The organism is Mycobacterium sp., assembly GCF_032159775.1.
GTDB lineage: Bacteria > Actinomycetota > Actinomycetes > Mycobacteriales > Mycobacteriaceae > Mycobacterium.
This window is the reverse complement of the sequence record NZ_JAVHWK010000117.1, coordinates 1-18,296: the sequence shown is the minus strand read 5'-3', so window position 1 is coordinate 18,296 and position 18,296 is coordinate 1. Positions and strand designations below refer to the sequence as shown.

General features: G+C 67.2%; 16 protein-coding genes. 9 read left to right on the top strand and 7 right to left on the bottom strand.

The window, feature by feature from the left end; genetic code table 11:
- Positions 1-14: 14 nt before the first annotated feature.
- The 3 genes from tilS to dacB are packed head-to-tail and all read right to left on the bottom strand — an operon-like array spanning position 15 to position 3,390.
- Positions 15-986 (bottom strand): tRNA lysidine(34) synthetase TilS, encoded by a 972-nt coding sequence (tilS, locus tag QOJ24_RS13830; RefSeq protein WP_526262049.1) that lies wholly within the window; start codon positions 984-986, stop codon positions 15-17.
- Positions 965-2,014 (bottom strand): Rv3626c family coenzyme F420 biosynthesis-associated protein, encoded by a 1,050-nt coding sequence (locus QOJ24_RS13825; protein WP_526262047.1) that lies wholly within the window; start codon positions 2,012-2,014, stop codon positions 965-967. The genes tilS and QOJ24_RS13825 overlap by 22 nt, the downstream gene beginning before the upstream one ends.
- Positions 2,011-3,390 carry a D-alanyl-D-alanine carboxypeptidase/D-alanyl-D-alanine endopeptidase gene (gene dacB, locus QOJ24_RS13820; RefSeq protein WP_526262045.1) on the bottom strand — a complete coding sequence of 460 codons (1,380 nt, stop codon included), beginning with the start codon at positions 3,388-3,390 and terminating at the stop codon, positions 2,011-2,013. Before dacB ends, QOJ24_RS13825 begins: the two co-directional genes overlap by 4 nt.
- A gap of 144 nt (positions 3,391-3,534) precedes the next feature.
- Here dacB and QOJ24_RS13815 point away from each other — a divergent pair, with 144 nt between their 5' ends.
- From QOJ24_RS13815 to QOJ24_RS13800, 4 genes are all read left to right on the top strand, one after another.
- On the top strand, positions 3,535-4,023 hold the full coding sequence (locus QOJ24_RS13815) for an inorganic diphosphatase (protein ID WP_526262043.1): 489 nt from the start codon (positions 3,535-3,537) through the stop codon (positions 4,021-4,023).
- Between the two features lie 77 nt (positions 4,024-4,100).
- Entirely contained in the window at positions 4,101-4,622 is a 522-nt protein-coding gene (locus QOJ24_RS13810) for a 2-oxo-4-hydroxy-4-carboxy-5-ureidoimidazoline decarboxylase (RefSeq protein ID WP_526262041.1), read from the top strand.
- Between the two features lie 33 nt (positions 4,623-4,655).
- A complete protein-coding gene (locus QOJ24_RS13805) occupies positions 4,656-5,801 on the top strand; it encodes a serine hydrolase domain-containing protein (RefSeq protein ID WP_526262039.1) in 1,146 nt (381 codons plus the stop codon).
- 18 nt (positions 5,802-5,819) lie between these two features.
- Complete coding sequence (locus QOJ24_RS13800; RefSeq protein ID WP_526262037.1) at positions 5,820-6,500, top strand: hypothetical protein; 681 nt, start codon at positions 5,820-5,822, stop codon at positions 6,498-6,500.
- Positions 6,501-6,504: 4 nt separating this feature from the next.
- On the opposite strand, the gene QOJ24_RS13795 is transcribed toward QOJ24_RS13800, so the two are convergent.
- Positions 6,505-6,924, bottom strand: a complete 420-nt coding sequence (locus tag QOJ24_RS13795) for a hypothetical protein (RefSeq protein WP_526262035.1) — start codon at positions 6,922-6,924, stop codon at positions 6,505-6,507.
- Between the two features lie 109 nt (positions 6,925-7,033).
- Here QOJ24_RS13795 and QOJ24_RS13790 point away from each other — a divergent pair, with 109 nt between their 5' ends.
- The 5 genes from QOJ24_RS13790 to QOJ24_RS13770 are packed head-to-tail and all read left to right on the top strand — an operon-like array spanning position 7,034 to position 14,578.
- The gene (locus QOJ24_RS13790) at positions 7,034-10,960 is read left to right on the top strand and encodes a Pls/PosA family non-ribosomal peptide synthetase (RefSeq protein WP_526262088.1); all 3,927 of its coding nucleotides are present in this window, start codon (positions 7,034-7,036) and stop codon (positions 10,958-10,960) included.
- Positions 10,957-12,285 (top strand): M1 family metallopeptidase, encoded by a 1,329-nt coding sequence (locus tag QOJ24_RS13785; protein WP_526262033.1) that lies wholly within the window; start codon positions 10,957-10,959, stop codon positions 12,283-12,285. The genes QOJ24_RS13790 and QOJ24_RS13785 overlap by 4 nt, the downstream gene beginning before the upstream one ends.
- Positions 12,252-13,526, top strand: coding sequence for a polysaccharide biosynthesis protein (locus tag QOJ24_RS13780; protein WP_526262031.1), 1,275 nt, complete (start codon positions 12,252-12,254; stop codon positions 13,524-13,526). The genes QOJ24_RS13785 and QOJ24_RS13780 overlap by 34 nt, the downstream gene beginning before the upstream one ends.
- Before the next feature lie 24 nt (positions 13,527-13,550).
- On the top strand, positions 13,551-14,240 hold the full coding sequence (ppgS, locus tag QOJ24_RS13775; protein WP_526262086.1) for a polyprenyl-phospho-N-acetylgalactosaminyl synthase PpgS: 690 nt from the start codon (positions 13,551-13,553) through the stop codon (positions 14,238-14,240).
- Entirely contained in the window at positions 14,237-14,578 is a 342-nt protein-coding gene (locus QOJ24_RS13770; RefSeq protein WP_526262029.1) for a DUF2304 domain-containing protein, read from the top strand. Before ppgS ends, QOJ24_RS13770 begins: the two co-directional genes overlap by 4 nt.
- Before the next feature lie 11 nt (positions 14,579-14,589).
- Here QOJ24_RS13770 and QOJ24_RS13765 read toward each other — a convergent pair whose 3' ends face one another.
- From QOJ24_RS13765 to QOJ24_RS13755, 3 genes are read right to left on the bottom strand one after another with little or no spacing between them, the layout of a single operon-like run.
- On the bottom strand, positions 14,590-15,534 hold the full coding sequence (locus QOJ24_RS13765; RefSeq protein ID WP_526262027.1) for an NAD-dependent epimerase/dehydratase family protein: 945 nt from the start codon (positions 15,532-15,534) through the stop codon (positions 14,590-14,592).
- Between the two features lie 31 nt (positions 15,535-15,565).
- Positions 15,566-15,895 (bottom strand): hypothetical protein, encoded by a 330-nt coding sequence (locus tag QOJ24_RS13760; RefSeq protein WP_526262025.1) that lies wholly within the window; start codon positions 15,893-15,895, stop codon positions 15,566-15,568.
- Positions 15,877-17,298, bottom strand: coding sequence for an EspK C-terminal domain-containing protein (locus QOJ24_RS13755; RefSeq protein ID WP_526262023.1), 1,422 nt, complete (start codon positions 17,296-17,298; stop codon positions 15,877-15,879). The genes QOJ24_RS13760 and QOJ24_RS13755 overlap by 19 nt, the downstream gene beginning before the upstream one ends.
- Between the last annotated feature and the right edge of the window lie 998 nt (positions 17,299-18,296).

Sequence of the window (18,296 nt, the reverse complement as noted above, 5' to 3'; positions counted from 1 at the left end):
AACGTGAGTTTGCCCTAACCTCGGCGCACAGGTTCGCGGTACAGGCTCAGCATGCCGTCGCGGCGCCCCGCGAACAGCCGCTCGCTGCGCAGCGGGGAGCCGACAGCCACGCCGCCCTGCCCGCGCCAGTCGGTGACCAATGTGTCGACACCGCGGATCTGTTTGTCGGTCAGATCGCAGGCGCCGCCCGCCAGCAGCCAGCCGCGGATCACCCTGCGCCGGACGGCCTCCGGCAGAGCCGTCAACTGTCCGGTGTCGAGGCCATCACCAGAGGATGCGGCCACAAGCGCGGACTGCGCCATCGCGTCGAGCGCCTCGGTGTCCTCCCGCAGCGCCGTCGCGGTGCGGGCGAGCGCCTCGGCCACACCGCCGCCCAGCACATCCTCGAGCGGGGGCAGCACCTCGGCGCGCAGCCGGGAGCGGGTGTATCGACGATCGGAGTTGTGCGGGTCGTGCCACGGTTGGATGCCAAGCTCGTCGCATGCCTGGTGGGTGAGCGCACGCCGGACGCCCAGCAGCGGGCGGCACCACGGCGGGTCGTAGGGCCGCATTCCGGCGATCGAGCGGGCGCCCGACCCCCGGCCGAGGCCGAGCAGGACGGTCTCGGCCTGGTCGTCGAGCGTGTGCCCGAGCAGCACCGGGGCGAGGTCGCGTGCCCCGTCCAGCGCGCGGTAGCGAGCCGACCGGGCAGCGGCCTCCGGGCCACCCGTGGCGCCGACGTCGACGGATAGGATTTGCGCGTCAACACATCCCAAGGCAAGCGCCTGTTCTTTGGCGGTGGCCGCGACCCGGCCGGAATCCTGTTGCAGTCGGTGGTCGACGATCAGTGCGGTCGTCGGCTTCAGTTGCGCCGCGACGGCGGTCAGCGCAAGCGAGTCGGGCCCACCCGATAACGCGACGCACCACCGGTCGTCCTGGGCGACGTAGCGGCGGCCGAACGCCGACACCGCGACGCGTAGCGCGCTTACAGCACCCTGTCGATCCATCGCTGCGGCTCTTCGATTTCGGTTGGCAGCGGCAGTGTTTCGGGTCCTGACCAGATCGTGTTGAACCGGGCCATTCCGACCCGGTCGACGACGTGATCGACGAAGGCCTTGCCGCGGGTGTACTGCTCCATCTTCGCGTCGACACCCAGTAGTGCGCGCAGCACCCGTTGCAGCGGGGGCTGCTTACGGCTGCGCCGCTCGTTGAACCGGCGCCGGATGGTCAGCACCGACGGCACCACGGCCGGGCCGACGGCGTCCATCACGTGGTCGGCGTGGCCCTCCAGCAGCGTGCCGAGCACCAACAGTTTGTCCAGCGCCTGCTGCTGCGGCTCGGACTGAACGGCGCGCAACACTCCCAGCACACCCGTCGAATTGGGTTCGGGCCGAACACCTTCGCGGCGGTCGCGGACTAAACCGGCCAGCCGGCCGATCACCTCGGTGATGTCCTCACCGGACTCCTCCGTCAGCACCGCGAGCGCACCGGACATGTGTTCGGACAGCCACGGGTTGGCGCGGAACTGCACGCGGTGGGTGACCTCGTGCAGGCACACCCAGAGCCGGAAGTCGGCAGGTGACACGCGCAGCTGCCTCTCCACCGCAATAACGTTGGGGTACACCAGAAGAAGCTCACCGCCGTTGTCCCCGAACGGGTCGTACTGGCCAAGGATGCCCGACGAGATGAAGGCGAGCACCGCACCCGTCTGCGCACCGGTGATCCGACCCGTTATGGGGTGCGGCTTGTCTTTCTCGCTGCCGCCGGTCATCGCCCGCATGGATTGGGAAGCGGCCCTGATCCATTCGGCACGATCGATGACGCGGGCGTCGGCCACCTCGCCGCCTTCGTTCAGCCCGGTCACCTCGCGCACCGGCATCTCGGCGCGCAGCGCGGCGTCGGACAGCTGCTCGATCACCTGGCGGCGGGTGTAGTCGGTGGCCGCGGGACCCGGCCGGGCCAGCTTGGCGCCGACGGCGGCGGCGAATCCCCAGTCGACGGCACGGCCGACGGTGACCTTCGTGGGCTTGCTCATGTGCTGCACCCGCACGATCTCAGCGTCGCGGCGAACGCGTCGATGGCGGTGCGTCCGGACGGGCCCGCGTTGTTGGAGATGAACGCGAAGCTCAGCACGCGGCCGCTGGCGTCGGTGACAATGCCGACAAGCGAGTTGGTACCCGTCAACGATCCGGTTTTGGCGCGCAGCCACCCCAACGACGCGCGACCGGCGTCGGTGTCGAGGAATCGATTCGACAACGTGCCGCTGCCGCCTGCGATGGGCAGCAGGTCCATCAGCGGCCGCAGCTTGGGCTGGTCGGGGCCGGCGGCGGCGTTAACGGTTTCGTCGAGCGTTTCCGCAGTCAGCCGATCGTCGATGGACAGGCCGCTGCAGTCCATCAGGTGTGAACCGCTGGTGTCGATCTTCGCGGAGTCCAGCTCCCCGAGCACCGCGCGAACCGAACCTTCGAAGCTTTGCGGCTTCCCTTGCGCGGCGGCGACTTCGCGGCCGATCGATTCGGCCATCACGTTGTCGGAGTTGTTCATCATCTCGCGCAACCGGTCGAGCAGCGGCGGGGACTGCACCTTGGCGATCTCGTCGCCGTCGGACCCTGAAGGCAGCACCATGACGGTGGCCGGGTCGACGCGCAGCGCGACTGCCAACGCGCGCCCCGCGTCGAGCGCGGGCGTTCTCGATCGGGGCGAGTCGACACTGACCGGCTGGGTGCGGCCGCCGTCGAGCATCACCGCCTCCATCGGCGCGATGTCGCCGCCGTCGATGTCGAGCGGATCCCAGCCGGGTGCCATCGTCGGGCCACTGAATGCGCTGACATCGACGGCCACCGTCGTCACCTTCGTGCCGCTGCGCTTCACCTGGTCGGCCAGGTCGCTGATCCGGGCCGCGTCGCGGTACCAGGTGTCCTGACCTTTGGGCACCGCCGACAGCGTCGGGTCGCCGCCGCCCTTCAGCACGACGACACCCGGCTGTCGGTCGGAGGCCAGCACCGTCGTGGTGAGCCGGGCGTCGCGGTCGAGCGCGTGCAGCGCCGCCGCGGTGGTCAACACCTTCGTCACCGAGGCAGGCTGCATGGGCACGTCGGCGCCCTGCGTCCACAGCTGTTCGCCCGTTGCGGCGTCGGTGATCCTGCCGGTGAACGCGCCAAGGTTCGGGTCGGCGAGCGTCAGCGCCAACGTCGCTGCCAGCTTGTCGGGGGTGGGCTTGTCGGCGGACTCGGAGACCGGTTTGATGCCGGGGTCGGCGGTCGCGGGCGCGGGAGCAGCGGGGAGCGCGACGGCGTCGCTGGACTGCCCACCCCGCAGCAGCGCCGCGGCCACCACCACCGCGGCGACCAGGAGCACCACGGCCACCCCGATCACGACGTGGGTGGACCGTCGCCACTGGGTGGGACGCATGGTTCTCCTGACTCCGGCCTGCCAAAGAAGGGTATCGGCTGCGGGGAAGTGCGAGGTCAACCACGGCAGGTGCCGAGAATGATCGGTGCCTCTATTAGGGTGACGTCGTCCCCAACGACACAGCACAGAACGAGGAGCGCGACCGTGGAGTTCGACGTAGTCATCGAGATTCCGAAGGGCTCGCGCAACAAATACGAGGTCGACCACGACTCCGGTCGGGTCAAACTCGACCGCTACCTCTACACGGCCTTTGGCTACCCCGCCGACTACGGCTTCATCGAGAACACTCTCGGCGAGGACGGCGACCCGCTCGATGCGCTTGTGCTGCTGCCCGAGTCGGTGTTCCCGGGCTGCATCGTCGAGGCCCGGCCGGTAGCCATGTTCCAGATGACCGACGAGGCGGGCGGCGACGACAAGGTGCTGTGCGTACCCGCCGGTGACGGGCGATGGGACCACATCAAGGACGTGGGCGACGTGCCGACGTTCGAGTTGGAAGCGATCAAGCACTTCTTCGTCCACTACAAGGACCTGGAACCGGGCAAGTACGTGAAGGCCGCCGACTGGGCGGGCCGGTCGGAAGCCGAAGCCGAGGTCAACCGCTCGATCGAACGCTTCAAGACCGACGGGCACTGAGCGGGGTTTGCTCAGGAGTTTTCATCGCTGTAACACGGCGTAACGTCTGCGTGCCTTGGTGCTCGCATGATGGCGGGGTGTTGATGCATCAGGGCATGGGTTTGGGCGTGTTCAACGACATGCCGATGCGTCGCGCCGTTCACGCAGTCTACGAATGTTGCTACAGCGTGCCGCTGGCCGCCGAGATCGCCCGCGGACGACCCTACGAGAACCACGATGCCCTGTTCCGGCAGGCCGACCGCTCACTTTTCGGGCTGGCCGAGGAGTCGATCGACTCGATCCTGCAGGCCTACCTCGATATCGGCCGCAGGCCGGGCAGTGAGAAATCCGCGGCCGAACAATGCGCGATCTGCGACGAACGCGCCGAGGTGATGCACCAGCTGGCCGAGGCGTCCAAGAGATACCTGGACCATTTCGGCTTCGGCTTCGTCATGTTCGTCAACGGCTACAGCGCCGATGACGTGCTGGCCTCGATGAGCGACCGGCTCATGAACGACGTCGAAACCGAGCGAAAAGTCGTTCGCAACGAGCTGGCCAGGATCAACCGCACCCGGCTGGAGAGAATGCTCGGGCCCGAGGGCGGCTACGACAACTGGTGACTGGCTGCCGCGCTGCGGTATAGGTTCCACCGCATGACCTCCGTCGTGCATGGACAGGCAGATGCCCGATTCGACAAGCTCGCCGACGCCCTGGCCGACGAGCTGAGCACCGGCGCAGAGGTCGGCGCTGCCATTGCGGTCGACATCGAAGGCGAACTCGTCGTCGACATCTGGGGCGGACACGCTGACGCGGCCAGAACGGTCCCGTGGGGCGAGGACACGATCGTCAACGTCTGGTCGAGCACCAAGACCGTGACCAGTCTGGCCGCACTCATTCTGGCCGACCGTGGACTGATCGACCTCGACGAGCGGGTGGCCACGTACTGGCCCGAGTTCGCCGCCAACGGCAAGCAGGACGTCAGAGTGCGCCATCTGCTGTCGCACACGTCCGGCGTTGCGGGCTGGCAGGAAATGATGACCATCGACGACCTCTTCGACTGGGACAGGGCCACGTCACTGCTTGCCGCTCAGGCGCCATGGTGGGAGCCGGGCACCGCATCGGGCTACCAGGCGCTCAACTTCGGCTTCCTGATCGGCGAGGTGGTCCGCCGCACGGCAGGCAAATCGTTGAAGGACTTCGTCCGCGACGACATCGCGCGCCCACTCGGCGCGGACTTCCAACTCGGGGCGCGGCCCGACGACTACGGACGCATCGCCGAGCTCATCCCTCCGCCGCCGTTCGACATCCCCTTCGATCAACTGCCCGAAGACAATGTGATGCGCAAGACGTTGACCAATCCCGCCCCAGAACCCGGCATTGCCCACACCACCGCGTGGCGCGACGCCGACCTGGGCGCGGTCAACGGTCACGGCAATGCGCGGTCGCTGGCGCGGATGCTGTCTCCGATATCGCTCGGCGGCACCGCGAACGGGGTGGAGCTGTTGTCGGCGCAGACGATCGCGCGCATCTTCGACGTGCAATCGCACGGACCCGATCTGGTGTTGGCCGCTCCGCTCAAGATGGGCATCGGCTACGGCCTGTCGACACCCGAGGTCATGCCGTTCCTGCCCGCGGATGAGACCGTCTGTTTCTGGGGCGGCTGGGGCGGCTCGATGGTGCTGATCAACCCCGACCGTCGCACCACTGCCACCTACATGATGAACAAGATGGGAATGGGCACCCTCGGCAACGAGCGCACCGCGCGTTACGCCCGACTGATCTACGAGGCGCTCTCCTGACGATGGCATGCTGGCTGTGTGGAGAATGTGTTCCACTTCTGGTGGCTGATCTTTCCGCTCGCCGGCACGGTGGGCGGGGCGGTGCGGGCGGTCGCGGCAGCCAATGAGCGGCGCGCCGAACGCAGGCTGGAGCGCTACCGGATCAAGCAGCAGACGAAGATCGCCGTCGCCGAAGCCGCCGGTCGTTCGCAGGCCAACGAGATCAAGAACCGGCGCGACTTGGTGAGGGTCGTCGAAAAGCACGGCGAAACCGACGCGCGCTGGTTGGAGTACGAGATCGACATCGCGAAGCTACTCGACTTCCCGTTGATGACCGACATGCGCAACCCGTTGACGATGGAGTTTCACAAGGCACGACGGCGGGCCGATCTCCTACGTCCCGAGAATGCCGGCGATCTCGACGGTGACCGCGAGGCGCAGCTGGAGTACCGCGACGCCGTGCACGACTACGTCAGCGCCTTCGACGTCGCAGAAGCCGAGGCGATGCGGCTGCGCCGCAGCACGTTTTCCAGCCAGGACCAGCAGCGCATCGCCCGCGCCCAGAATCTGCTCAGGCTGGCCGAGGACGACGGCGCGACGCCGCAGGAGCGGCAGAACGCCTACACCCGCGCCAGGGCCGAACTCGAGGGGATCCTCGCGCTGCCCGCCGCCACCAGGGCCAGCATCGAACGCAAACTCGCCGGAGAGCTGGAGGCGTGACCGGTCAGGCCGCGCCTGAGAGCGGCAGACGACGTGCGATGCGGTCCAGCGCGGCGTCGGCCAATTCCTGAATGTCCTGCGCGGGCGACGCCGGAATGAAGGTGACGCCGTCAGCCACCTCGGCCACGAAGATGTCGGCGACCAGGCCGGCCAGCCCGTCGATGGTGCCTGCGTAGTGCAGGGTGTCGTCGTCGCGTTGGAACATCGCGGCACGCGCGGAACGGAAGTCGGCGGCGACCGCGACGGTGATGTCGAGGATCACCGCGACGTCATCGGAGATGCGACCGCGTGCTCGTCGGGCCTGCTGCAGGTCCGGCGCCGACAGCCGCACCGTCGTCGCCTCGCCGGACGTGAGCTCGCTCCAATTGCCGCCGGAAGCATCGGCCACGAAGAGCCGCAGAACCCGGTCATTACCGCTTGCCACGACGACACGCTAGGTGCCTGTTCGCGGAGCGACAACGGTTGCGCTCAGCGAGAATCCAAGCCGGATCAGACGCGCGCCGGCAGGCGCTTAGTACGTTGTAGGCGTGGCGATGCCGGAAGTTCCTGCGCAGTACCTGTTGTCGCCGTACGCCGCGGAGCCGCGCACCCTGGTCGACATCCTCTATGAGACCGCCTTGCGCCACCCCGATGCGCCCGCCATCGACGACGGCTCCGTGCAGCTGACGTACAGCGAGCTGATCACCGATATCGAGGACAGCGTCGCGTGGCTGGCGGCGCGCGGCGTCGGTCGCGGCGACCGCATCGGAATCCGCATGCCGTCGGGCAGCTACGCGCTGTATGTGGCGATCCTCGCCACCCTTGCCACCGGCGCCGCCTATGTGCCGGTCGACGCCGACGACCCCGACGAGCGGGCCGCGCTGGTTTTCGGCGAAGCGAATGTGGTGGGTGTGATCACCGAGCAGGGCCTCACCCGCGGCGTCGGCGACTCCCGCGGTTGGCGCGCCGCGTCGCCGCTGGGCCGCGACGACGCGTGGATCATTTTCACGTCCGGGTCGACCGGAACCCCGAAGGGGGTCGCCGTCACACATCGCAACGCCGCGGCCTTCGTCGACGCCGAGGCACAGATGTTCCTGCAGGACAATCCAATCGGGCCCGGCGACCGGGTGCTGGCCGGCTTGTCCGTTGCATTCGACGCGTCCTGTGAGGAGATGTGGCTGGCCTGGCGCAACGGCGCCTGCCTGGTGCCCGCGCCGCGCTCACTGGTGCGCAGCGGCATGGACCTCGGACCGTGGCTGGTCTCCAAGGACATCACGGTGGTCTCGACGGTGCCGACGCTGGCCGCGCTGTGGCCGGCTGAGGCGTTGGAGGCGGTGCGGCTGCTGATCTTCGGCGGCGAAGCCTGCCCACCGGACCTCGCGGAGCGGCTGGCCGCCGGACCCGACGGTGTGGGCCGCGAAGTGTGGAACACCTACGGCCCGACCGAGGCGACGGTCGTGGCATGCGCGGCCAAACTCGACGGCATCGGAGCTGTCAGCATCGGGCTGCCGCTACCCGGCTGGGATCTGGCCGTCGTCGACAAGGACGGTGCGCCCGTCGCGGTCGGCGACGTCGGCGAGCTGGTGATCGGCGGCGTCGGGCTGGCCCGCTATCTGGATACGGAGAAGGACGCCGAGAAGTATGCGCCGATGCCGACACTCGGCTGGGACCGTGCATACCGCAGCGGCGACCTCGTCCGACTCGAGCCGAACGGCCTGATCTTCTGCGGGCGCGCCGACGACCAGGTCAAGGTCGGCGGCCGCCGCATCGAACTCGGTGAAGTCGACGCGGCCCTTGTGAACCTGCCCGGTGTCAGCGGCGGGGCGGCGGCGGTACGGACGACCGCAGGCGGCACTCCCCTCCTCGTCGGCTACATCGCCAGCGCCGACCCGTCCTTCGACGTGGCGGAAGCTCGCGCGGCCCTGGCTGCGTCACTGCCCGCCGCGCTGGTCCCGCGCGTTGTGCTCGTCGACGAGCTGCCGACACGCACCTCGGGCAAGGTGGACCGCGATGCGTTGCCGTGGCCGGTCGCCATGGGTCCCTCAGGGACAGAAGATGTGGAAGCACCGGACCTCGGCGGCACGATGGGCTGGCTGGCGGGTCTGTGGCGCGACGTGCTTGCCGCGCCGGTGGACGGTCCCGAGGCAGACTTCTTCGCGCTGGGCGGCGGCTCGCTGTCGGCAGCGCAACTGGTCGCCGCGCTGCGCGGGCGCTATCCGCAGGTGACGGTCGCCGACCTCTACGACCACCCCCGGCTGGGTTCGCTGGCCGGATTCCTCGACGAGCTCGACCCGCCGCCGCGGGTCCAGACCCGGGTGGTGGCGCCGATCCCGCTGCTGTCGCAGGCCTTTCAGGTTGCGATGTCGCTGCCATTGGCCACGCTGACCGGCCTGCAGTGGGTGGTCTGGCTGGCGCTCATCAACAACGTCGCCGCGGTCGTGCGCCCGGTGCCGTGGCTGGTGCCGATCGACTGGTCGTGGATCGTCGGCGGGTTCCTGCTGTTCGTCAGCCCGGTCGGGCGGATGGGCATCGCCGTACTGTCGGCCCGCATGCTGATCGGGTTCCTGAAACCGGGCACCTACCGTCGCGGCGGTTCAGTGCATCTGCGCGTCTGGATCGCTGAGCGGCTTGCGGACGCCAGCGGTGCAGAGAACCTGGCAGGCGCGCCGTGGATGGTGTACTACGCGAGGGCACTGGGCAACAAGGTGGGCAAGGGCGTCGACCTTCACTCGGCGCCCCCGGTGACGGGGATGCTCACCCTGAGCCATCGCAGCTCCATCGAGCCGGAGGTGGACCTGTCCGGGCATTGGATCGACGGCGACCACTTTCACGTCGGCACCATCACCATCGGCAACGACTCCACCATCGGTGCGCGTACGACGCTGCTGCCCGGCGCCACGGTCGGAAAGAACGCCGACGTCGCCCCCGGCTCGGGTGTGGTCAGCCGCGTGAAGAGGGGCCAATACTGGAAGGGTTCGCCCGCGGTGAAGTCCGGCAAGGCCCGCCATCCATGGCCGCAGGATCGCCCCGGCAGGGCGCCGTTCTGGGTGCTGGCCTACGGAGTGACCTCGATGCTGCTTGGCGCGTTGCCGCTTGCCGCACTCGGCTGCGGGTTGGCCGTCATCGGCTGGGCAGTCGCGGATTCCAGATCGCTGACGGACGCCGCGCTGGGCGCACTCGGGTGGATCCCCGTCGCGACGCTGGTCGCTCTGGTGGTGTACGCGACGCTGACGGTTATCGGGGTGCGGATGATGTCGCTGTCGCTGCACGAGGGATATCACCCGGTCCGCAGCCGTTCGGGTTGGCAGATATGGACGACCGAACGACTGATGGACGCCGCTCGGCACTACCTGTTCCCCCTGTACGCGAGCCTCCTCACGCCGAGCTGGTTGCGCGTGCTCGGGGCGAAGGTGGGTCGCGGCACCGAGATCTCGACGGCCTTGCTGACGCCGAAGTTCACCACGATCGAGGACAGCGCCTTCCTGGCCGACGACACCATGGTGGCGTCCTACGAGCTCGGTGGCGGCTGGATTCACGTCGCACGGGCGACGATCGGGAAGCGGGCGTTCCTGGGCAACTCCGGTATCACGCAACCGGGCCGAAAGGTTCCCGACGACGGCCTGGTAGCGGTGCTGTCGGCGGCACCGCCCAAGTCGAAGGCCGGGTCGTCGTGGCTGGGTAGTCCACCGATTCGGTTGCGCCGCAAGCCCACCGCCGCCGACGCGTTACGCACATTCCATCCGCCGACACGTCTCAAGGTGATGCGGGGCTTCGTGGAGACGTGCCGGGTGGTGCCGGTGATCGTCACGTTCGCAATCGGGGTCGGCGTGCTCTTCGCGCTGCAGGCGGTGATCGTCGAGTTCGGATATCTGTGGGCAAGTCTCGGCAGCGGCGTGGTGCTGCTGGTCGCCGGAGCCGTCGCGGGTGCCATCGCCGTGATCGCGAAATGGGTTGTGGTGGGTCGCATCCGGGCCGTCGAGCATCCACTCTGGTCGGCGTTCGTGTGGCGCAATGAGGTCTCGGACACCTTCGTCGAAACGGTGGCAGGTCCGTGGTTCGCCCGCGCGGCCACCGGAACGCCGGTGATGAACCTGTGGCTGCGGGCACTGGGGGCGAAAATCGGGAGGGGTGTCTGGTGTGAGTCCTACTGGCTGCCCGAGGCCGATCTGGTCACCCTGGAGAAGGGGGCCACGGTCAATCGCGGGTGCGTTGTACAGACGCACCTGTTCCACGACCGGGTGATGCGGATGGACACCGTCGTTCTCGAGGAAGGGGCGACGTTGGGGCCGCATTGTGTGGCGCTGCCCGCGGCGCGCATTGGTGCGGGCGCGACCGTAGGTCCGGCGTCGTTGGTGATGCGTGGTGACGAGGTTCCACCGTCCACTCGGTGGCAGGGTAACCCGATCGCGCCGTGGAATGTGTTCCGCAAGAAGCGCGGTGACGATGCGCCGAACGAGGCGTCCAAGGAAACCGCCGCGTGAGCCGATTGAAGAAGGCGGCCAAAAAGGTTCCGGTGATCGACCCGTACCTGCCTCACAACGGCAATTTCGGCTACCGGGTGTCGCGCTACGAACTCGATCTGGAGTACAAGGTCGCGATCAACCGGCTCGCGGCCTCGGCGACGATCACTGCCGTCACCCTTGCAGAACTGCAAAACTTCACGCTTGATCTGTCCAACGCCCTCACCGTGACGAAGGTTTCGGTGAACGGACGCCGAGCCGCCGCATTCAGCTGCTCGAGCGGCAAGCTACGCATCGCGCTGTCATCCACGTTGCCCGCCGGTGCAGCGATGACCATTGAAGTCCGCTATGGCGGCACGCCGCGACCTATCCGGTCCCTGTGGGGCGAGGTCGGTTTCGAGGAGCTGACCGAGGGCGTGCTGGTGGCGGGTCAGCCCAACGGCGCGGCATCGTGGTTTCCGTGTGACGACCACCCCAGCTCGAAGGCCAGCTATCACATCCAGATAAGTACCGAGAACCCCTATCGGGCGATTGCCAACGGCGAGTTGAAGTCCCGGCGCACACGCGCGGCGATGACGACGTGGGCCTATGAACTCGCGGAGGCGACGTCCACCTATCTGGTCACGCTCCAGATCGGCATGTACGAGTCCTATCGGCTGCAGAAGACGCCGGTGCCGATTCACGCGGCGTTGCCTGCTCGGTTGAAGCGAAACTTCGACCACGACTTCGGCAGGCAGCCGCATATGATGAAGCTGTTCGTCAAGCGGTTCGGGCCGTATCCGCTCTCGACCGGTTACACGGTCGTCGTCACCGACGATGACCTGGAGATACCGCTTGAGGCTCAAGGTATTTCGATATTCGGCGCCAACCATTGCGATGGCAGCCGCGACTCGGAGCGGCTGATCGCCCACGAGCTGGCGCACCAGTGGTTCGGCAATTCGGTGACCGCCAGGCGGTGGCGCGACATCTGGCTGCATGAGGGCTTCGCCTGTTATGCCGAGTGGCTGTGGTCGGAGGAATCCGGCGGTCAGACCGCCGACGAGTGGGCGTGCCACTTCCATGCGCGCCTTTCCGATTCACCGCAAGACCTGCTGCTGTCCGATCCCGGCCCGCGCGACATGTTCGACGACCGGGTGTACAAGCGCGGCGCGCTCACGCTTCACGCGCTGCGGGCGGTCATCGGCGACGAGAATTTCTTTGCGCTGCTCCGTGACTGGACGAAGCGGCATCGTCACTCCACGGCGGTCACCGACGACTTCACCGGCCTCGCCGCCAACTATGCAGATGTATCGCTGCGCCCATTGTGGGATGAATGGCTGTATTCCACGGACGTGCCGAAGCTGTGACCGACGCGGCCACCCCCACCGGCCCGATCACCCGCGGCAGCGTCGCGCGCGTCGGTGCCGCCACGGTGCTCACCGCGCTGTGCGGATATACGGTGCTGTACCTTGCCGCACGCGACCTCGAACCGGCCGGCTTCTCGGTGTTCGGCGTGTTCTGGGGCGCATTCGGTTTGGTGACCGGCGCCGCCAACGGGCTTCTGCAGGAAGCGACTCGCGAGGTGCGGGCGACCGGTTACGTCGAGATCCTCTCGGGCCCGCGAACGCGGCCGATGCGAGTGGCGGCGATGGTCGGTGTGGTGGCGGCGGTGGCGATCGCCGTCAGTTCACCGCTGTGGTCGGGCCATGTGTTCGTCGAATCGCAGTGGCTCAGCGTCGCGCTGCTGAGCGTGGGACTCGCCGGCTTCTGTCTGCACGCCACCCTGCTGGGAATGCTGGCGGGCGTCGGCCGGTGGACGCAGTACGGGGCGCTGATGGTCACCGACGCGGGCATCCGGGTGGCCGTCGCGGCGACCACATTCCTGATCGGATGGGGGCTCGTCGGCTACCTCTGGGCGACTGTCGCCGGTGCACTGGCGTGGCTGATCATGTTGATCGCCTCGCCGTCGACGCGGGCGGCTGCGGCCCTGATGACCCCCGGCGGCACCGTCACCTTCCTGCGCGGCGCCGCACATTCGATCGCCGCCGCCGGCGCCAGCGCCATCCTGGTGATGGGCTTTCCGGTGCTCCTCAAGGCGACGTCGGGCGACCTGGGCGCGGCGGGCGGGGTGGTAATCCTGGCGGTGACGCTGACCCGCGCGCCGCTCCTGGTGCCCTTGACGGCCATGCAGGGCAATCTGATCGCACACTTCGTCGACCAGCGCACCGAGCGGCTGCGCGCCCTGCTGGCGCCCGCGGCGGTCGTCGCTGGATTGGGCGCGTTTGGTGTTGCCGCCGCCGCGATCTTCGGGCCGTGGCTGCTGCGGGTTGCGTTCGGCGAGGAATACCGGGCGGGCGGTGCCCTGCTCGCCTGGCTGACGACGGCGGCCATCGCGATTGCGCTGCTGACATTGACGGGAGCGGCGACGGTGGCCGCCGCGCTGCACCGGGCGTATTCGGCGGGCTGGATCGGTGCCACGCTCGCGTCGATGTTGTTGCTGCTGCTGCCGGTCGGCCTCGAGACGCGCACGGTAGTCGCGCTGCTCTGCGGCCCCATGGTCGGAATCGCCGTGCACCTGGGCGCGCTTGCCCGAAGGTCGGCACGCTGACCGTGTATTTTGGTCGGCATCGATATGCGCTACCAGGATGTTTGGATCGTCGTACCCGCCTATAAGGAGGCGAGCGTCATCGGCGACGTCATCTCAGAGATTCGCTCGGTTTTCGACCATGTCGTCTGCGTCGACGACGGCAGCAAGGACGGCACGGGCGACCTCGCGCTGCGGGCAGGGGCTCACGTCGTCTCGCATCCGGTCAATCTCGGCCAGGGCGCGGCGATTCAAACCGGCGTCGAGTATGCGCGCAGTCAGCCCGGCGCCCAGGTGTTCGCGACGTTCGACGCAGACGGCCAGCACCGGTTGAAGGACGTCATCGCCATGATCGATCGGCTGTCGACTGACGACGTCGACATGGTGGTCGGCACGCGGTTCGCCGAGCCGAGTGCGAGCAAGCCGCCGTTGTTGAAGCGGATCATCCTGCGCGCGGCCGCGGTGCTGAGCCCCAACAGTCGGCAACTGCGACTGACCGACGCGCACAACGGGCTTCGCGTGTTCAACAAGAAGGTGGCCGACGGGCTCAACATCACCATGAACGGCATGAGCCACGCGAGTGAGTTTATCGCGTTGGCCGTCGAAAACGGTTGGCGGGTAGCCGAGGAGCCGGTCGAGATCCTCTACACCGACTATTCGAAGTCCAAGGGCCAGCCGCTGCTCAACGGGGTGAACATCGTTTTCGACGGGCTACTGCGAGGGAGGTTGTCCCGATGAATTGGATTCAGGCACTTCTGATCCTGGCGATCGTGGCGCTGCTGGTCTACCTGCTGCGGTCGCGGACGAGTGCACGCACCAAGGCGTGGGTCAAAGTCGGCGGTGTGCTGTTCGTAATCGCCGCCGTGTATGCGGTGCTACGGCCGGATGACACCACCGTCGTCGCGAATTGGCTTGGGGTGGACCGCGGTGCGGATCTGATCGGCTACGTGTTGATCATCGCGTTCGTGTTCACCACGCTGAGTACCTACATGCGGTTCAAGGATCTGGAGTTGCGGTACGCGCGTCTTGCCAGGGCAGTCGCACTGCAAGGCGCCCGCGTACCCGACGACGTTTGAGGATAGTTGGCTTAGGCGCTCTGCTCGTCGCGGAAGAACTCCACTGTCTTGGCGATACCGTCGTCGAGCTGCACCTTGGGCGCCCAGCCCAGAACGGCTTCTGCCCGGCTAATGTCGAGGCAGGAGCGCCGTAGGTCGCCGAGCCGTGGCGGATGCAACTCGGGCAAGTCGGGCTTTCCCGCGGCCTTCGCTATCGCTGAATGTAATTGCCGGGTCGAGGTTTCCACCCCGGTACCGATATTGAAGCGTTGCCCGCCGCCTTGTTCGCCGGAGGCCCTGACGAACGCGTCGACGACGTCGTCGACAAATACGTAGTCGCGAGTGTCGGTGCCGTCGCCGAAGATCTTGGTCGGTTTCCCGGCGAGGAGCGCCCGGGAGAAGATGGCGACCACGCCGGCTTCGCCGTGCGGATCCTGGCGCGGCCCGTACACATTCGCCGGAGCGATGTGTGAACACTCGAGGCCGTAGAGGTTGCGGAAAGTGTTGAGATAAACCTCGCCCGCCACCTTGCTGGCGGCATAGGGCGAAGCGGGATTGATCGGAACGTCCTCGCTCGTCGGGTAGGTGGGCGGCGTGCCGTATACCGATCCGCCCGACGAGGTGTGCACGATCTTTCGGACTTCTGCGCGGCGGGCGGCCTCGGCCAGACGCACGGTGCCGACGACATTCACGGCTGCGTCGAACGCTGGGTCGGCGACCGAACGACTGACGGAGATCTGGGCGGCGAGGTGAAAGATCACCTCCGGCCGGACGTCGGCCAAGAGACCGGTGAGGTCGGCCTCGACGATGTCGGCCTTGACGAATTCGAAGTCGGAGTGCCGGTCGGCCTCACCTAGATTGACGCTGTTGCCCGAGCTGAGGTCGTCGAGGCCGATGACGGTATGCCCGTCGCCGAGAAGGCGGTCGACCAGCGTGGATCCGATGAATCCGGCCGCCCCCGTCACCAGTGTGCGCATCGGCTCACCATACCGACGGCAACGGCGTGCCCTAGATCTCGGTGAGACCGGCCTGCGGCACCTGGCTTTGGATCTCGGTGATCGTGCTGGTGTTCTCTTCTTCCTGTGCCTGCATGGCTGCCACCGCCCGAGTGGATGCGGCGCTGTGCTCGGTTCCCCGGGTGGACAGGGCTTCGGATGAAGCGGCAGCTTTCTCTGCAGCGGCGGCGGCCACCGCGTTGAGTGCGACGTCTATTGGGCTTGTGGCCGGCCCCATCGGCGGTATGGGACCTGGCACCGAGACTTCGGCCATCGTCGCGGCGATCTTGCTGACGTGGCCGAGTGTCTCTTCGGGGTTGAGCTTTATGTCCTTACCGGCCATAGCTGTCCCTCCTTTGCGACCTGCTCGGTGGCATAGACGATATCGGCATAGTTCGGATTGTCGCCACGCCAGAGCGACAATGCCTCGACGGCGCGGTCGAGGTTGTGATGGGCGCGGTAGAGCACGGTCGTGTTCGGGTCGCCGGACGGTTCGAGTTCTATGAATCCGGGGCGCATAAAAAGCGACTTGCCGTAAAGCCGCACTTCGGCCAGCGCGGACCACTGCTCGTCCGTAATAGGCGAACCGCTTGCCAGCGAGCCGAGGATCTCGCGGATGACGGGCGCCACTTCGATGCGCAGTGGCTCGGCACCCGCCAGTGCGGTCGCAACGGCACCGGCTGTCGCCTCCCATGCCGCCGATTGTCGTTCGTTGGCAGCCAGATCAGCGTCGACGAGTTGTGCGTAACTCTGCGGGGACATGACTTGGAGGCGGTGCAGCCGAAACTCGTCGAGTTCGGGGGCGGCCGTGGCGGGATCGATGGGCGATCGCGTGGAGTCACAGTCCTGATAGTGGGGAACCCTGGCGCGACGGGCCGGAAGCACCGACGAGCCGCCAGGGTCGGTCGTCGCGGCAACCGCATACAGCTCGATGTTGGGATCGAGCACGGCACGCTCGGCGGCGTAGGCGACCATTGTCACGGTGGGGTTGACCCAGCCGAAGAACTTGGCCTGGAAGCCGGAGCTCAGTTCGGGGTCGGCGAAAAGCACTCGGGTAGAACGGGGTACGTAGACACCGGGTGGAATGTAGCTCGCGCCGTCGTTACTGACGATGACGGTCTCGATGCCATCGGCGACCTTGAAAATGCCAACGCACCAATGCAAGCCGGGGTAGATGCGGGAAGCGTGCAGAAGTTCGTAGGCGAGTTGGATGGCGTCGTCGAGATGTTGGTCCTGGGTCTCGGAGCTGACCATAGCGGCGCCGGTGCCGGTGGCGGCGATGCCGGATGCGGCGAGGACGCTGGGTGGCACACCGGTAGACGAGATGCCGGCGGAAGGGGCGGTCGGTGTCAGCGAGGCGGCGCCTCCGCCGCCGCCGGCAGAGACAGTGGGCGTTGAGCCTGCGGTGCCTCGAGGCAGGTCCGAGCCGTACGCGGCGAGGTTGCCTGCGGCCGGAGGCGGCCCGGCGATCATCGGCGCCGGTGTGCCCGCGGATGCGGCAGCACTGGCCGCCGCGGAGTGCCCGGCGACAGGAGCACTGGGAGCTGCGGGCGGCAGAGCGGAACCCGAGGCAGATGCCGGAGTGACGTTGGCGGCCGCGGGGGGCGGCGCAGGGGTCTGGGGAACGGACGGCGGCAGCGGGTTGGCCGCACCCGAGGCGAGGCCTTTGGTGAATCCCTGCGACAAATCTTGGGCCGCCGTGGTGGGGGTCGGGAGGCTCGCTGGCGCAGTGGGGGTCGAAGGCATGCTCGGAGTGCTGGGCATGCTGGGGGTGCTCGGCATGGATGGCATCGACGGCGGTTTCATCCCGCCGCCTGCTCCCATACCTGACATCGGACTCATCGGCGGGACCATCGCGCCGCCGGATTGGGCCTGCTGCACAGCGGGCGCAGGAGTACCGCCTGGAAGGTTCAGGAGCTTGTCGTCCAGTCGTCCGTGGGGCCCCCCCTCATTTAGGGGATCCGATACGCCGCCCTTAGCGTCTTCGGTGGGATAGCTTGTTTTGCCGTCCGCCCGTGTCGAATCGGTTGGTTGCGGCGGAGGAGGTTGCGGTGGGGGATTCGTTTCCTCGAACTTGTCTGTTCCTCGTACCGGAGCTTGGGGGAACATGCCCGGCCCGCCCTTGGGCACGTCAAATTCAGCGAAGTACACGCCGTTGTTTCGATTGGGTCCATTCGGTGCACCCGTTCCCTCCGATGCCGGCGGCCCCTGCGCAGTTGCAATTTGAGTTCCTTGGACACCAATAGTCCCTGCAGTGGCAGAAGCCACCGCTTGCGCGGCTGCCCGGGCACGAGTCAGGGTTGACCAAATCATGGCGAGCATCGCGAGAGGTCCGAACCAGCCTCCTTCGCTATCCATAATTTTCTGAATTTCTTCATGGGCTTCTCGATCAATCGCGTCTAGCTGGAGCCGTGCATCGTCGACGAGCCGAACACATTCCTCAATCGCATCTGCAATCGAGCTGTAGAGATGCGCCTGGGCCTCAATCGCCTTCGCATCCTGTTGATAGACGACGTGCATAGCCTCGACCATGGCACCAGCGTTTCGACTAAGTACGTTGTATGCCGATGCGTTTACATCAGATGCACTTCTGCTCGATGCCTCGGCGAAGGCTCGGTCTGACGACGATGCTGCAGACCATGGGCCCATCGGTGTATCGGGCCACACTCCCCGGAGGATGAACTCGGAGAACCTTCGATTCGGCTTAATATCGCCCGGGCTGACCGCTACCACCGAACGCCGAG

Bases quoted from the DNA above. Each gene is read 5' to 3' on its own strand.
- QOJ24_RS13755 (WP_526262023.1), bottom strand. From the start codon at position 17,298: ATGCCTTCGACCCCCACTGCGCCAGCGAGCCTCCCGACCCCCACCACG.
- QOJ24_RS13780 (WP_526262031.1), top strand. From the start codon at position 12,252: ATGGCTGTATTCCACGGACGTGCCGAAGCTGTGACCGACGCGGCCACC.
- QOJ24_RS13825 (WP_526262047.1), bottom strand. From the start codon at position 2,014: ATGAGCAAGCCCACGAAGGTCACCGTCGGCCGTGCCGTCGACTGGGGA.
- QOJ24_RS13790 (WP_526262088.1), top strand. From the start codon at position 7,034: ATGCCGGAAGTTCCTGCGCAGTACCTGTTGTCGCCGTACGCCGCGGAG.
- QOJ24_RS13770 (WP_526262029.1), top strand. From the start codon at position 14,237: ATGAATTGGATTCAGGCACTTCTGATCCTGGCGATCGTGGCGCTGCTG.
- dacB (WP_526262045.1), bottom strand. From the start codon at position 3,390: ATGCGTCCCACCCAGTGGCGACGGTCCACCCACGTCGTGATCGGGGTG.
- QOJ24_RS13765 (WP_526262027.1), bottom strand. From the start codon at position 15,534: ATGCGCACACTGGTGACGGGGGCGGCCGGATTCATCGGATCCACGCTG.
- ppgS (WP_526262086.1), top strand. From the start codon at position 13,551: ATGCGCTACCAGGATGTTTGGATCGTCGTACCCGCCTATAAGGAGGCG.
- QOJ24_RS13805 (WP_526262039.1), top strand. From the start codon at position 4,656: ATGACCTCCGTCGTGCATGGACAGGCAGATGCCCGATTCGACAAGCTC.
- tilS (WP_526262049.1), bottom strand. From the start codon at position 986: ATGGATCGACAGGGTGCTGTAAGCGCGCTACGCGTCGCGGTGTCGGCG.
- QOJ24_RS13760 (WP_526262025.1), bottom strand. From the start codon at position 15,895: ATGGCCGGTAAGGACATAAAGCTCAACCCCGAAGAGACACTCGGCCAC.